Source organism: Bradyrhizobium sp. CCBAU 11434 (assembly GCF_028128895.1).
Taxonomy (GTDB): Bacteria; Pseudomonadota; Alphaproteobacteria; order Rhizobiales; family Xanthobacteraceae; genus Bradyrhizobium; species Bradyrhizobium zhengyangense.
Window position 1 is genome coordinate 134,701 of the sequence record NZ_LBJX01000001.1, and the last position, 13,727, is coordinate 148,427.

13 protein-coding genes are annotated in these 13,727 nt (G+C 64.1%); 5 read left to right on the forward strand and 8 right to left on the reverse strand.

Annotation, left to right across the window (positions count from 1 at the left end; translation table 11 throughout):
- Positions 1-41 precede the first annotated feature (41 nt).
- On the reverse strand, positions 42-1,499 hold the full coding sequence (locus tag XI06_RS00595; protein WP_271604389.1) for a M81 family metallopeptidase: 1,458 nt from the start codon (positions 1,497-1,499) through the stop codon (positions 42-44).
- 1,193 nt (positions 1,500-2,692) lie between these two features.
- Here XI06_RS00595 and XI06_RS00600 point away from each other — a divergent pair.
- Positions 2,693-2,986, forward strand: a complete 294-nt coding sequence (locus XI06_RS00600; protein WP_271604390.1) for a hypothetical protein — start codon at positions 2,693-2,695, stop codon at positions 2,984-2,986.
- 379 nt (positions 2,987-3,365) lie between these two features.
- Here XI06_RS00600 and uxuA read toward each other — a convergent pair whose 3' ends face one another.
- The 3 genes from uxuA to XI06_RS00615 all read right to left on the reverse strand — a co-directional run bounded on the left by uxuA (position 3,366) and on the right by XI06_RS00615 (position 6,490).
- On the reverse strand, positions 3,366-4,556 hold the full coding sequence (uxuA, locus tag XI06_RS00605; protein ID WP_271604391.1) for a mannonate dehydratase: 1,191 nt from the start codon (positions 4,554-4,556) through the stop codon (positions 3,366-3,368).
- Between the two features lie 13 nt (positions 4,557-4,569).
- Positions 4,570-5,619 carry an L-idonate 5-dehydrogenase gene (locus tag XI06_RS00610; protein WP_271604392.1) on the reverse strand — a complete coding sequence of 350 codons (1,050 nt, stop codon included), beginning with the start codon at positions 5,617-5,619 and terminating at the stop codon, positions 4,570-4,572.
- 61 nt (positions 5,620-5,680) lie between these two features.
- Complete coding sequence (locus XI06_RS00615; RefSeq protein WP_237862705.1) at positions 5,681-6,490, reverse strand: FadR/GntR family transcriptional regulator; 810 nt, start codon at positions 6,488-6,490, stop codon at positions 5,681-5,683.
- Between the two features lie 133 nt (positions 6,491-6,623).
- Between XI06_RS00615 and XI06_RS00620 the strand changes: the two genes are divergently transcribed.
- The gene (locus XI06_RS00620) at positions 6,624-8,105 is read left to right on the forward strand and encodes a mannitol dehydrogenase family protein (RefSeq protein WP_271604393.1); all 1,482 of its coding nucleotides are present in this window, start codon (positions 6,624-6,626) and stop codon (positions 8,103-8,105) included.
- Positions 8,106-8,194: 89 nt separating this feature from the next.
- Complete coding sequence (locus tag XI06_RS00625) at positions 8,195-8,602, forward strand: nuclear transport factor 2 family protein (protein ID WP_128950075.1); 408 nt, start codon at positions 8,195-8,197, stop codon at positions 8,600-8,602.
- Between the two features lie 9 nt (positions 8,603-8,611).
- On the opposite strand, the gene XI06_RS00630 is transcribed toward XI06_RS00625, so the two are convergent.
- Positions 8,612-9,373: an HAD family hydrolase gene (locus XI06_RS00630; RefSeq protein WP_442869398.1), complete on the reverse strand. Its 762-nt coding sequence runs from the start codon at positions 9,371-9,373 to the stop codon at positions 8,612-8,614.
- Between the two features lie 142 nt (positions 9,374-9,515).
- On the opposite strand from XI06_RS00630, the gene XI06_RS00635 reads away from it, so the two are divergent.
- Positions 9,516-10,367: an SDR family oxidoreductase gene (locus tag XI06_RS00635; protein WP_271604395.1), complete on the forward strand. Its 852-nt coding sequence runs from the start codon at positions 9,516-9,518 to the stop codon at positions 10,365-10,367.
- Positions 10,368-10,404: 37 nt separating this feature from the next.
- Here XI06_RS00635 and XI06_RS00640 read toward each other — a convergent pair whose 3' ends face one another.
- The 3 genes from XI06_RS00640 to XI06_RS00650 form a co-directional block, all read right to left on the reverse strand.
- Positions 10,405-11,292 (reverse strand): dienelactone hydrolase family protein, encoded by an 888-nt coding sequence (locus tag XI06_RS00640; RefSeq protein WP_237862708.1) that lies wholly within the window; start codon positions 11,290-11,292, stop codon positions 10,405-10,407.
- A 114-nt stretch (positions 11,293-11,406) separates the two neighbouring features.
- On the reverse strand, positions 11,407-12,627 hold the full coding sequence (locus tag XI06_RS00645; protein ID WP_237863333.1) for an MFS transporter: 1,221 nt from the start codon (positions 12,625-12,627) through the stop codon (positions 11,407-11,409).
- 168 nt (positions 12,628-12,795) lie between these two features.
- Positions 12,796-13,071: a hypothetical protein gene (locus XI06_RS00650; protein WP_237862709.1), complete on the reverse strand. Its 276-nt coding sequence runs from the start codon at positions 13,069-13,071 to the stop codon at positions 12,796-12,798.
- Positions 13,072-13,138: 67 nt separating this feature from the next.
- Between XI06_RS00650 and XI06_RS00655 the strand changes: the two genes are divergently transcribed.
- The gene (locus XI06_RS00655) at positions 13,139-13,717 is read left to right on the forward strand and encodes a MarR family winged helix-turn-helix transcriptional regulator (RefSeq protein ID WP_271604397.1); all 579 of its coding nucleotides are present in this window, start codon (positions 13,139-13,141) and stop codon (positions 13,715-13,717) included.
- Positions 13,718-13,727: the final 10 nt, after the last annotated feature.

Consider the following 13,727-nt stretch of genomic DNA (forward strand, 5'->3'; position numbering starts at 1 on the left):
TGAGATTAGGATGGCCCGCCGGGTACTCTCGGCGCCGTCCTTCAGCTCGCATCCAGCGGCCATTTCGGGCGCCGGATCTTGCGGTATGGCAGCGAAGTGATGTCGCGGGCCACGACGCCGGGCGCGTCGACCATGATGACGCGCGTGGCAATCGGCTCGAAGGACGCGCGGAAATGCTGCGATGACTTGACGACGACGATCTTGCGCTGCGCGGGATCGAGCCCGAGCTGGGTGAAAAGGTCGACGCCGAATGCCTGGCAGCGGTAGGTCGAGAGCACGACCTCGACGCCGTCAGAGGCGATCAGCGCGCAGTCGCCGAGCTTCGCCGGCGTTCCCGCAAGTCCCGTCATGACCATGTCCGGCTTGAGCGCGCGGATCTCCCAGACGGCATCGACAGGATCGCCCGACAATGGCCCGATCTTGCCGCCGATGCGTAAAGCGAGGCGCGCGCCGACGCCGGCATCGAAGGCGATCCGGACCGCGCCCGGATCCCACAGCGGCCCGAGACAAGCGCTCGCGACGTTGCGATCGATGAGCCGCCGCAGGATATAGGTCGAATCGCCGGGTGCGCCGCCGCCCGGATTGTCGCTGCCATCGCCGAGCACCACCGTGCCATCAGCGGCGAGCGCGGCGTCGATCGCGGCATCGATTCCGGTCGGCCGCTCGTTCAGCGCCTCGCGCAGGTTGCACAGCTCGCGTGCCAGGCGCCGCGCCACGTCTTGTCCCCGTGCGCCGTCCGGATCGACGGCGGCATCGCTATAGACCAGCATCTTGGTGCCCATGTCAGGCACGTCGCCCGATGCAAAGCCGTGCACGGGGGAGATGGAGACGATGCCGTCCTTGCCCTCGCGTGCGCGCACGCGGTTCACAAAACTCTTGCCCGGCTCGCGCGTGGTGTGCAGCGACGCGATCATCCCGGTGTCGATAACAGCGACGCGCAGCTCGAGGCGCTTCTCGGCCAGCGCCGCGCAGAATTCGACGAGTTCCCGCGCCCGCTCCAGGATGTCCGTGTGCGGATACTCCTTCCAGCAGATCAGGAGGTCGGCATTTCCAACCATCGCGTCGCTGAGATGGGTATGCGGATCGAGCGTGCCGCCAACGACCGTATCCGGTCCCACGATCTGCCGGACGCGCGCCAGGAGGTCCCCTTCGCAATCGTCATAGCCGTCGGCGACCATGGCGCCGTGCATGCCGAGCAGAACCATGTCGACGGGAAGCGCCGCCTTGAGATCCCCGAGGAGCTGGTCGCGGAGACTTTCATAGGCTGCGCGCGTCACGATGCCGTTCGGCACGGCTGCCGCCACCAGACCCTCGATCAGCGTCCAGCCGCGCGACGGCCCGACCTCCCGCGCGGCCCAGAGCGGGCCGCCATGCATCTGCATCGCATCGGGATGCTTCCCCGCCGGATAATAGGCGCGCTCGTGAAACGCCGACACGCCCGTCGGCATCGGCGCAAAGGTGTTCGTCTCGGTGGCAAGGGCGGCGGAAAAGACGCGCATGGGATGTCACTTCTCACATTGAGAAGCGCAATAACGCCCGCTATGGCGGCCCGGCGCAACCGTCTTTAATGCATGATCGCCCGGATGGCGCCGCGCAACTCAGCAAGGCCGCGCAGGCGGCCGATTGCGGTGTAGGGGGACCGCTCTCTCCACGTCATTGCGAGCGCAGCGACCTGTCCGCCGAAGCCTTGGCGAAGGCGGAAGCAATCCAGAGTCGTTCCGCGGAGAGATTCTGGATTGCTACGCTGCGCAGGGGAAAGGTAGGTTCGAGGTTGGACAGGCAGTCCCTTTTCGCTGGTGCGCCACAGAGGACCTGAGATGCTCAACCAAAGACTCAACGCTCACTATTCGGTTCTTGCGTTGCTGAGTCGCGTGGGCTTCTGCGGCGGCCTTGCAGTGATGCTTTGGTTTGTTGCCGCCCAGATGAGGAGCCAAAACTGGTTCACCGTGACCAGCTACATTGTGGCTGCAGCGATGGCATGTGCAGCCCTTGCGTTTTCTTATCTGTTGCTAACGGCGAGGGGCCAAGTCGTCGTTTCGATCGACGAGACGGGGTTCAGGGACGAGCGACTAACGTCCACAGCCATACCCTGGAACGTGATCCAGTCGGTGTCGCCGTACATTCCCAGCAGATCAAGGAGCGCAACCGGAATCGAGCTTGTGATAGAGCCCAAATTCAGGCAAACGATTCTTATGCGGCCGGCCGGTAGGCTCTTCGGGTGGGTGACCCGCTACAGTATTTCGGGGCCAGCCATTTGTTTGGACACGAGCATCTTAGATGCTGAGTGCGACGAAATTTCTCGCATTGCAAACTCTTACATGTCGGGCCGATCCTAAGCGAAGAGCCCTCATCCTTGCGCGGTGCCGGGCTGGACGAGACAATCAGTTCTGCATGCCCGCTGTTTGCTTATCGCTGCCGCAGCCCACGGCTGAGGATGTGTCGGCTGTCAGGGGTAGACCGGACCTAACGTAAACCGAGCCAAAACGTCGCTCATGACCCAAAGCGGATCTTTGCGCTGGCAGTTCTCGGCAGCTATGATGCCAGCCCATGAAGACAGCATCTGACATAGCAACGAGGCTTGTCGTCGATGAGACTAGTGTGCGTGTTCCTGTTGCTTGCATCGATGCAGTCCGTCGGTGCGCAGCAGCAAAGCTCGAAAATAACTTTACGCTGCACTGGAACGAGTAGGTTGGTGGGTAAGCCCGGAGCAGAGTTGGAATTTACGCCCCTCTCCAATCTCAGCATCATTGTGAGCGACGTCGATCGAACAGTGTCGTTCCAGGATAACATCGTACCGATCACGAAGATTACTCCCTTGCTTGTCGGGTTCAGCAGCCAATACGCGAATGGGAGGCCGACCATCTCTGGCCGGATCGATCGGCTGACCAAGAGCGTCGAAATCGATTGGACGTACGAAAACGTCGGCGAGAACACCCATTGGGAGCTTAAATGCCGTCCCGAAGGTCCCTTTCGTGATTGGGGATGAGCAGCTTTACCTAGTGAGTCGGTTCATCCTGACCGGGCATCATAGGGCGCGGCTTATCGATGATATCTGGGCCGACGTGCCACTTTCCGTTTCTGGCCCATCGCAACATATTGCGCTACCGCACGAACTTGTCGCTATAGGGGGCAAAGCGGACGCTGCTTTCGTCGCATCAAGCCGCCGCGTTTATGGGTCCGCGGCCTACATTCTCCCTCTCCCCGTTCTTACGGGGCCGGGACGAGCTCCGCTCGCCCTGAGAGGGTTGGGGTGAGGGGCTGCTTCCGCAATCATGGTGAGAGATGGACTCGCGGAGAGTCCCCCTCACCCGGAATCCGCGCTTTCAGCGCGCATTCCTCTCCCCACACGCGGGGAGAGGCGAAGTTCACCGATGCCCGATCGCCCTGATCGCGCCGCGCAGCTCAGCAAGACCGCGAAGGCGGCCGATTGCGGTGTAGCCGGGATTGGTGCGTTTGGTCGCAACGAGATCGTCCAGCATGCGGTGGCCGTGGTCGGGCCGAAACACGATCCTCTGATCGGCTGGGCGCCGCGCGTTCTCCTTCAGGAGGGCCTTCAGCACCGCAATCATATCGACGTCGCCGTCGAGATGATCTGACTCGCGGAATGAGAGCCCGTCGGCCTCGCGCCTGGTCGCGCGCAGATGGGCAAAGGCGATGCGCGCGCCGAAACGCTCGGCCATCTCAGGCAGGTTGTTCTCCGCGCGCACGCCGAGCGAGCCCGTGCACAGGCAGATGCCGTTGGCCCTGGACGGAACGGCGTCGAACAGCGCCTGATAATCCTCGGCAGTCGAGGCGATCCGGGGCAGGCCGAACAGCGGCCGCGGGGGATCGTCGGGGTGCAGCGTCAGCGAGACGCCGAGTTGCTCGGCGACCGGCGCGACGCGGGTGAGGAATTCGACGAGATGCTGCCGCAGGATTTTTGGCGTGATGTCGCGATAGGCATCCAGCCGGTCGCGGAATTGCGGAATGGTCAGCGGCTCGGTGGTCGAGCCGGGCAGCGCGCTGGCAATGACCATGATGAGATAGTCGATATCGGCCTGGCTCATCTTGTCGAACAGCGCTTTTGCGCGCGCCTGCTGCGCAGGTGAATATTCCTGCGGCGCCGCCGGGCGCTTCAGGATATGCAGCTCGAACGCCGCAAACCGGTCCTGATCAAAGCGCAGGGCGCGGGCACCATTCGGCAGCTCCCATTCGAGATCGGTCCGGCACCAGTCGACCACGGGCATGAAATTGTAGCAGATGATCTTGATGCCGCAGGCGGCCACCGCCTCCAGGCTGGCGATCCAGGCGTCGATGGATTTGGTCGCCTTAGCCCCGAGCCGCTTGACGTCGTCAGGGATCGGAATCGATTCCACCACCGACCAGATCAATTGCGAACGGCCCGGCTGGCCGTTCTCGATAAAATTCTTGCGCTCCTCGACGGCCTTGCGTGTCCAGGCCTCGCCGATCGGCACCTGATGCAATGCCGAGACGATATCGCTCGCGCCGGCCTGCCTGACATCGTCCAGCGACACGGGATCGTTGGGCCCGTACCAGCGCCATCCCTCGCGCATCATGCGTTGTCTCCAATCAGTTGGCGGTCAACACGACCTTGACGCTCTGCGAGCGGTCGAGCGCCAAGCGCAGGGCGTCGGGCGCGGTCGACAGCGGCCGCTCGGCGGTGACCAGCGACAGCACGTCGACGCTGCCCGCGCCGATCAGTTCCACCGCGGTCAAGAATTCGAGCCCGAAGCGGAATGAGCCGCGCAAATCGATTTCCTTCGCCATCACGGCATTCGACGGCGTCGGAATCTGGCCACCCGGCAGATTGCCGATCTGCACCACGACACCGCCGCGCCTGACGATGCCGATGGCGCTGGCAAGACCCGCGGCGGTGCCCGAAACTTCGAAGGCAACGTCATACGGACGTGACGCGGCCTGCGCCTTTAGGTCCTCTTCGCCGCCAGAGACGTTCTCGACATGGGACGCCCCGAGCCTGGTCGCAAAAGCCAACGGCGCTGGCGCGATGTCGGCCACCGTGATGTCGGCCATGCCGGCGCGGCGGGCGGCGAGCATGGTCAGAAGCCCGATCGGGCCGGCACCAAAGATGATGCCACGCTTGCCCTGGACGTTGCCGGCGCGCGCAACGGCGTGCAGGCAGACCGCGAGCGGCTCGGCGAGAGCCGCAGCCTGATAGGAGACGTGATCGGGGATCTTCACGCACTGCGCCGGAACCGCGTCGAAATAGTTGGCAAAGCCGCCCTGCATGTGCGGCGTCTTCGAGGCCGATCCCATGAAGTAGATATTTTCGCAGAGATTCTGCCGGCCCTCGCGGCAAGCTGTGCAATGGCCGCACCAGCGCGACGGATTGACGGCGACACGATCCCCGACCTTCAGGTTCGCGGCCGTGCCTGCGATCTCGACGACCTCGCCCGAGATCTCGTGACCGAGCACCAGCGGCGACTTCACCACGAAATCACCGGTCCGGGCGTGGCGGAAGTAATGCATGTCCGAGCCGCAGATGCCGCCGGCGCCGAAACGGATGCGCACCATGCCGTCGGCAAGTTTATCGAGCGGATGCTCGATCATGCGCAGATCTTCAGGTCCGAACAGGGTTGCGGCGAGAGCGGTCGAGGTCATCGATCAAATCCCATTGTGTCTGCAGCTTCGTTCACCCGTCCCGAAAATGAGACGAGCCATCTCATCGTCGCCGCGCGCTGCCGTTCTTGGGCTGCACGCCAGACGGTCGTTTTGGCTTCGCCGGCTGACCTTCGGATCGCGCCGCCCGCTTCCGTGCCGATGGCGCTCCTGCTGATGCCTCGGCACCAAAGCTCTGCGCAAAGCGCTCCTGCGAATGCGCGAGATGATCGCGCATGGCGTCGTGAGCCGACATTGGCCGGCGCGCCGCGATGGCGTCGCGCACGGCGCGATGCTCGCTCAGCGCCGCGAGCCAGGTGCCGGGGTTTTCGAAATAATGCGCAAGCTGCGTGAAGTAGGGATTGAGCCGCTGGTCGAACATCTCGCCGACCACGCGCACCAGCACGGCGTTGCCGAGGCATTCGGCGATCGCGACATGGAAGGCGCGGTCGTGGACCATCGAGGCTTCGCTGGGATGCTCGACGTCAGCCATTGCGACAAGGGCCGCGTCGATGCGGGCGACATCGTCGCTGGTCGCCACGCGGGCGGCCTGCTCGGCGATGGCGCTTTCCAGGAATTCGCGGGCGCGCAGCAGCTCGAACGGCCCCTCGAGGACGGCCGAGGGCACCGGCGCGGCGTCGACGGGCTCGGTCACATAGATGCCGGAGCCGACGCGAATGCGAACGCGCCCCTCCACTTCAAGGGCAATCAGGGCCTCGCGCACTGTCGGCCGCGAGATCTTGAGCTGCTCGGCGAGATCGCGCTCGGTCGGCAAGCGGCTGCCGACCGCGTACTCGCCGCTGTCGATCAGGCTTCGCAATTGATCGGCGACCTGGCGGTAAAGCCGTCTCGCCTCCACAGCTTCCAGCGGCACGCTGGCCTCCCCGTAGGGTCTCGCCGGGAAGGGTTGCTGCCCGGCGGCCCCGCCCATTTTGGATAATTGGCCTTACCAATTGACCTGATACGGCCGCCATGTCAAGCAGCGGCCACACAGAGGGGAGATGACCATGCGGCTTGGCCACGCCAATCTCGACCGGATGCCGCCGGCCATCCGTCGCCCGGCCTATGACCGTTCCCTGATCACGCCAGGCATCGTGCATCTTGGTCTCGGCGCGTTTCATCGCGCCCACCAGGCTGTCGTCATCGACGATTGCCTTGCCGCGGGTAGCAACTCATCGGTCAGCTCTTGGGGCATCGTCGGCGCGAGCCTGCGCAGCCCCGATACGCGCGACGCCCTCGCCCCGCAGGATCATCTCTACACGGTCGCCGCGCGCGCCGCCGAAGGCACCGCGCATCGCGTCGTCGGGGCACTGCTGGACAGCGTCGTCGCGCGCGAGAAGCCGGCCGCGCTGGTCGAGCGGATGGCCGATCCCGCCATTCGCATCGTCTCGCTGACGGTGACCGAAAAGGGCTATTGCCACACGCCTCAGTCAGGCGATCTCGACGAGCGCCATGCCGATGTCGTGCACGACCTCAACAATCTCGACGCGCCGCGCTCGGCGCCGGGCTTCATCGTGGCGGCGCTGGCCCGCCGGCGAGTGCTGGGCATTGCACCCTTCACCGTGCTGTGCTGCGACAATCTCGCCGCCAACGGCCAAACCGTGCAGCGGATCGTGACGCAATTCGCCGCGCTCCGCTCAAAGGAGCTCAGTCAATGGATCGCTGATACGGTCACCTTCCCCTGCACCATGGTCGACCGCATCGTGCCCGAGACAACCAATGCCGATCGTGACGCGGTCGCTACGGCGCTCGGGATGCGTGACGCCTGGCCCGTGATGACCGAGCCGTTCACGCAATGGGTGGTCGAGGATCGCTTTGCCGCAGGCCGGCCTGATCTCGCCGCAGCGGGCGTCGAGCTCGTCAGCGACGTCAAGCCGTTCGAGCTGATGAAGCTGCGGCTGCTCAATGCCAGCCATTCAGCGCTCGCCTATCTCGGTTACCTCGCCGGGTACGAGACCATCGCCGACACCATGCAGGATCCGCATTTCGCGCGCCTCGCCGCACAAACGATGGAAGACGCCGCAGTGACGTTGACGATGCCAGAAGGCACCGATCTTCCCGCCTATCGCGCCTCCCTGCTCAAGCGTTTTGCCAATCCGGCGCTGCATCACCGCACCTGGCAGATCGCGATGGACGGTTCGCAAAAACTGCCTCAGCGCCTGCTCGGGGCGATGCAGGATCGTCTCGCCAAAAACCTGCCGATCGCGACGCATGCGCTCGCGGTGGCCGGCTGGATGCGCTACGTCACCGCGTCCGACGAGCAGGGTCGCACCATCGACGTGCGCGATCCCCTCGCCGCCGAGCTGGCGGCGCTGGCGCGCGAGGCAGGTCCCGTCGCGGAACGGCTTGCACCCGCGTTGCTCGGCGTCACAAAAGTGTTCGGGCCGCTTGGTGGCGAGCCGCGCCTGCGCGAGGCTGTGACCGCAGCGCTCGGACGTCTCTACGCGGAAGGTGCGCGGCGCGCGGTGGAGACGCAGATTTCGGCGTGACCAGAAAGTGGGCAGCGATGTTGCGCTGCGTTCAAAGTCGGACTGAAGTCGCGCTTGATTTTTGCCTCCCATTGCCCCACCCGAGAGATATGGCAAAGGACAACAAGGTCATCGCCGCGAACGCGGCTTTCTACGCCGCCTTTTCGACGGGCGATTTTGACGGCATGAAGCGGATGTGGGCGGATGACGATGCCATTTCCTGCATTCATCCTGGCTGGCCCGCGATCGTCGGCCACGCCACGGTGATCGGAAGCTGGCGCGACATCCTGCAAAACCCTGAGAGGCCGCAGATCGTCTGCGCCGAGCCGCAGGCGATCGTCGACGGCGACAGCGCCCGCGTGCTCTGCATCGAGATCGTCGACGGAACCGCGCTGGCCGCCGCCAACCATTTTCGCCGCGTCGGTGACGACTGGCGCATGGTGCATCACCAGTCGAGCCCGATCGCACAGATTGTCGAGCAGGCTGAGGACGATAGAGCAAGCCACCGGGTGCACTGACGGCAACCTTCACGCCGGCGTGATGTACTGTGCATGGGGTTGTTTTTCAGTGTCGTGTTCGTCGGTGAGTTCCGACAGCTCGTCCAGCACGAACCGCGCCGCGCTGAAATCATCATCCCTGAAGTAGATGCTGCGCGTGATGAGTACGGGAATGTGGGCTCGCGAGGCCGCGACCAGCCCGTTGGCGGAATCCTCGATCGCGACGCAATCCGAAGGCGCCAGCCTCAGCCGCGCCTGGACCTCGAGATAGACATCCGGCGCCGGCTTCTTGTGCCTGACATCATCGCCGGCAACGATCGCCTCGAAATCAAGAGCCCAGCCCGCCCCCAGCGCACGCGACAGCAGCGCATCGATATTGCCGTGCGAGGTCGTCGTCGCAATCGCGATCTGCTGCCTACGCGCCTTTGCAGCCGTGAGCAGCTCCGCCACGCCGGGCCTTAAGGGGCAGCAGCCGGTTTCGATCAGCTCGGCGTAATGCGCGGTCTTGATGCGGTGAAGCTCGGCGATATCGGCGTCCGACAAGGGCGGGGCGACCTGTTGCCTGGCGTGGAAGGCGCGGATGCGCTCCTTACCGCCGGTCACCCGCAGCAGATCGCGGTAGGCGGCACGGTCCCAGTGCCAGTCGAGACCATGACGGGCGAAGGCGTGGTTGAAGGCGCGCCGGTGCAGTTCCTCGGTCTCGGCAAGCGTCCCGTCGACATCGAAGATCAGCGCGACCGCGTTCCGGATCAGTTCTGCTGCGCCCGCTGGAGCGATCGCTTCCGCCTGCATGGTCGACGCCTCCCGTGAACGGATGAGCATCGCCTGCACCGGCGGTCGCGTAAAATCGCAATATCTTTTGCCGGACCCAAAAATCTCTTATGAGCGAGGACGCGCGGGCTCGCGCGAACGGAACTCGGACCACGGAAGACGCATGCGGCTCTTTATCCTCGGCCTCGGCTATAGCGCCCGGCACTTCATCCGCAGGTTCAGCGGCAACTTCTCGCATGTCGCCGGCACGGTGCGCGATCCGGCCACGCGAGACGACCTCGTCGGCATCGAGCTGCATGGCTTTGCCGGCAGCCGCCCCGCTGACGCGACGGTCGACCTCATCCGCGAGGCCGATATCCTGCTCGTCTGCATCCCGCCCGGCAGCAGCGGCGACCCCGCACTCGCGGCGTTCGGCGATGTGCTGGCGGAGGGCCGCCGCAAGGTCATCTATCTCTCCACCATCGGCGTCTATGGCGATCACGCCGGCGGATGGGTCGACGAGAGCACGCCGCCGCAATCTTCCCTCGATCGCGCGCGGATGCGCGTCGCGGCGGAGCAGGCATGGACGGAGACGGTGCACGGCAATGTTGCGATCCTACGGCTTGCCGGCATCTACGGACCTGGCCGCAACGCGCTGGTGACGCTGCATGGCGGCACCGCCCGGCGCATCATCAAGCCCGGCCAGGTCTTCAACCGCATCCATGTCGATGACATCGCGAGCGCCATCATGGCCGCGATCAACCACAGAAATGGCGGCACCTGGAACATCTGCGACGACGAGCCCGCACCGCCGCAGGACGTGATCGCCTATGCCGCGCAGCTGATGGGCATTGCACCGCCGGCCGAAGAAGCGTTCGCAACGGCCGACATGTCGGCAATGGCGCGCAGCTTCTATGCCAGCAGCGCCCGCGTCTCCAATGCGAAACTGAAGCGCCAGCTCGGCGTCACGCTGGCCTATCCGACCTATCGGCACGGCCTCGATGCGCTGTGGCGCGATGACGAATTGCGAAAGTAAGAGGGCGGCCAATCGGCCGCCCTCTTCGAATTCGGCGTCAGCTCAGGACGCCATATTTCTTGAACCAGGCTTGCGCCTGCGCCCAGGCATCTTCCGCCGCTTCCTTGCGATAGCTGCCGCGATAGTCGGCATGGAAGCCGTGCGGCGCTTCCGGATAGATCTTGAACTCGGCCGTCTTCTTGTTCTCCGCGAGCGCGGCCTTGAGCTGCTCGACCTGGGCGACCGGAATGCCGGTGTCGGCGCCGCCATAGAGGCCGAGCACCGGCGCCTTCATCTCGGGCGCAAGCTGCATCGGGCTCTTCGGCCACAGCGGATTGGGCGCATCGACCGGCGGACCGTAGAAGGCGACGCCGGCCTTGAGCGTGCCACTATGGGCGGCATATTCCCAAACCGTGCGGCCACCGCGGCAGAATCCGATGATGCCGAGCTTGGCAGTGTCGCCGCCCTGCGATCCCGCCCAGGCCACCGTCGCATCGAGATCGGACAACAGCTCGGCGTCCGGCTTGGCGTTGACGATCGGCAGCAAGTCTTTGATGTCGGTGATCTTGGTGAGGTCCGTGCCCTTGCGGAAGTAATAGTCGGGCGCAACCGCAAAGGCGCCGAGCTTGGCGAGGCGCCGCGTCACATCCTTGATGTATTCGTGCAGGCCAAAGATCTCCATCGCGACGATGATCACCGGCGCCTTGGTGTTGCCGGCGGGCCGGGCAAAATAGGCCGGCATCTCCTCGGAACCGACCTTGATCTTGGCGTCGCCGGCCTGGAGGCCGCTGGTGTCGGTCGTGATCACCTCGGCGCGGACGGGACCTGCCGCAAGCGTGTAGCCGGCGGCGACGGCCGCGGTGGCGCTCATGAATCCGCGACGCGAGACCGGGGCGACTTTCGTCAACCCGACCACGTCGGCCGTCATGGTGGGTTCAATGCTCATTGGTCGATCCTTCCTGATGCCTTGCCCTGGTATCTTGCCCTGATCCTTCAGGCGACGCATTCGCCGACAATTGCCGCCGAAACGCAAATCACCAGCCTGCGAGCTTTCGCCCGGTCAGGTTCTCCGGGTCTTCGCCGGCGCGGTCTCGGGCATCAGGCTCATCGCCACAAGCCCGACGATCCCCGCGAGCAGCAGGTACCAGGCCGGCGCCAGCGGATCTCCGGTGACATGGAGCAACCAGGTGACCACGAGTTGCGCCGTGCCGCCAAAGCTTGCGATCGCAACCGCATAGACGGTAGCGAATACGCCGCCACGGATGTTCTGAGGCAGCGCCTCGGAGAACGTCGCATAGAAGGCCGTGAACGGCAGCGAGCCGATGACGGAGAGCAGGCCGAAGCCAGCCAGCAGCGACAATGTGCCGGGCACATGGACGATCCAAAGGAAGACCGGATAGGTCAGCAGCAGCGCTGCGAGCTGCGGCCAGATCATCACCGGCTTGCGGCCGAGACGATCAGCCAGCCCGCCGCCAACCAGCGCGCCCACGAACTGAATGCCGTTGCTGACGAGCGAAACCGCAAACGCCAGGGTCGACGAGACATGCAGCGTGTTCTGCGCATAGGTCGTCATGTATTGCGTGACATAGGTCGAGATCGTGCCGCTGGCCAGAACCATCAGCGCCAGCATGATCAGGCCGATGTGACGGCGGGCCAGCGAGAGATGGCCCGTGCTTTCCTTCGCCACGATTCCGGCTTCCGCCTGCGGGATGGTCTCCGGCAAGGTCCGACGCATCCAGACGCCGAACGGCAGGCAGACCGCGCCGATCAGAAAGGCCACCCGCCAGCCATAGAGGTCGAGCATCTCCGGTGCCATGGTCTTGCTGAGGATCACACCGACCAGGGCGCCTGCCGTCGCCGCGATCTCCTGGCTCGCCGGCTGCCATGCCACCACCAGCGCCCGATGTTCAGGCGGCGCGATCTCGATCAGATAGGCGGTGGTGGGCCCGACCTCGCCGCCGAGTGCAAAACCCTGCACCAAGCGGGCCGCGATCACGATGACCGGCGCAGCAAGCCCGATCGAATTGTAGGACGGCGTGAACGTGATGGTCAGGATCGCAACCCCCATCAGCGCGAAGCTCAGCAGCATGGCCGGCCGCCGGCCGACCCGGTCGGAATAGATCCCAAGCACGATGCCGCCGATCGGCCGCGTCAAGAAGCCCGCGCCGAAGGTCGCCAATGACAACATCAGGCTGCCGTACTCGCTGCCGGTTGGGAAAAAGGTGTGGCCAATCTGGATCGCGAAGAAGCTGTACGTGATGAAGTCGTAGAACTCGAGCATGTTGCCGACAGTGGCAGCCAGCGCGGCGCGTCTAACGCTGAACGGTTCGATTTGCTCTGTTCCTAACGACACTTGTGAATTTCCCGGTACGATTGTGTGCCCGATTTAACCGGGTAGCCGCATTGCGTCGCAACATCCATTAACCGAAAAAAGGGGTTCTCGCGCCCCTCACCGTCCCGTCCCGAGTTGCACATTGTGTGCATCTTCGCGCAATTCGAAACGTTTCAATGCAAAAAACGGGCGCGATCGTGGCCACAGCGACACATGATGTTGCCCGAAGACAGCGGGCCCGCGCCATTTGACTGAAATTTTCGGATCAGTCGAGCCTTGCAGTTTACTCGAACTTTCTTTGTGACGATCTAGTTCCACTCGCGAATGTTCCATCTCCAGAACGGAGAGAACCAAGCGCGGCATGTCATTCGTCTCGCGCGAATCAACGCTCATTCTGACCTGCAGCGATTGCGCCCTCGAACGCTCAATTGAATAAAGCTTTATCCGATCTGGCATTGAAATGAATTTGGCTCGCGAAGCGATTGAATTGTTGGGACAGGTGGCGCGGATCCTGTGGTTTGAAGGCACCAAGCATGGCATGCGCGATCGCGAGTGGATGGCGCTGCGTTTCCTCTCCCGTGCGAACCGGTTCTCACGGACGCCTTCGGCGCTGGCAAGCTATGTCGGTACGACGCGCGGCACCGCCTCGTTCATCATCGGCGAGCTCGAACGTCTCGGTTACGTGGAGCGAACACGCTCGTCCAAGGACAAGCGCTCGGTCATGCTGAGCGTGACGCAGCAGGGCAAGAAGTTTCTTGCGCGCGATCCGGTCAACGGCTTGGCCGACGCCTTCGCCGTCCTCGATGACGACAGCAAGCTCCGCTTTCGCGACACGTTGCGACACCTGCTCGATCAGGCGGATGCCGCCGAACAGAGGCATCATACCGACGTCTGCAAGCGATGCATCTTCCTGCGGGAGGATCGCACCGCTTCCGAGATCAAGTCGACAGTCGAGTTCACCTGCCGGCTGTTTCGTGCCTCGATCGCCGAGGCCGAGATCGAGCTGCTATGCACCAGCTTCGAGCATCACCGACAATAGAAGCGTCCGC

Excerpts from the sequence above, each read along its gene's own strand:
- XI06_RS00595 (WP_271604389.1), bottom strand. The coding sequence starts at position 1,499 with ATGCGCGTCTTTTCCGCCGCCCTTGCCACCGAGACGAACACCTTTGCG.
- uxuA (WP_271604391.1), bottom strand. The coding sequence starts at position 4,556 with ATGATGCGCGAGGGATGGCGCTGGTACGGGCCCAACGATCCCGTGTCG.
- XI06_RS00610 (WP_271604392.1), bottom strand. The coding sequence starts at position 5,619 with ATGACCTCGACCGCTCTCGCCGCAACCCTGTTCGGACCTGAAGATCTG.
- XI06_RS00620 (WP_271604393.1), top strand. The coding sequence starts at position 6,624 with ATGCGGCTTGGCCACGCCAATCTCGACCGGATGCCGCCGGCCATCCGT.
- XI06_RS00625 (WP_128950075.1), top strand. The coding sequence starts at position 8,195 with ATGGCAAAGGACAACAAGGTCATCGCCGCGAACGCGGCTTTCTACGCC.
- XI06_RS00630 (WP_442869398.1), bottom strand. The coding sequence starts at position 9,373 with ATGCAGGCGGAAGCGATCGCTCCAGCGGGCGCAGCAGAACTGATCCGG.
- XI06_RS00635 (WP_271604395.1), top strand. The coding sequence starts at position 9,516 with ATGCGGCTCTTTATCCTCGGCCTCGGCTATAGCGCCCGGCACTTCATC.
- XI06_RS00640 (WP_237862708.1), bottom strand. The coding sequence starts at position 11,292 with ATGAGCATTGAACCCACCATGACGGCCGACGTGGTCGGGTTGACGAAA.
- XI06_RS00645 (WP_237863333.1), bottom strand. The coding sequence starts at position 12,627 with ATGCTCGAGTTCTACGACTTCATCACGTACAGCTTCTTCGCGATCCAG.
- XI06_RS00650 (WP_237862709.1), bottom strand. The coding sequence starts at position 13,071 with ATGAGCGTTGATTCGCGCGAGACGAATGACATGCCGCGCTTGGTTCTC.
- XI06_RS00655 (WP_271604397.1), top strand. The coding sequence starts at position 13,139 with ATGAATTTGGCTCGCGAAGCGATTGAATTGTTGGGACAGGTGGCGCGG.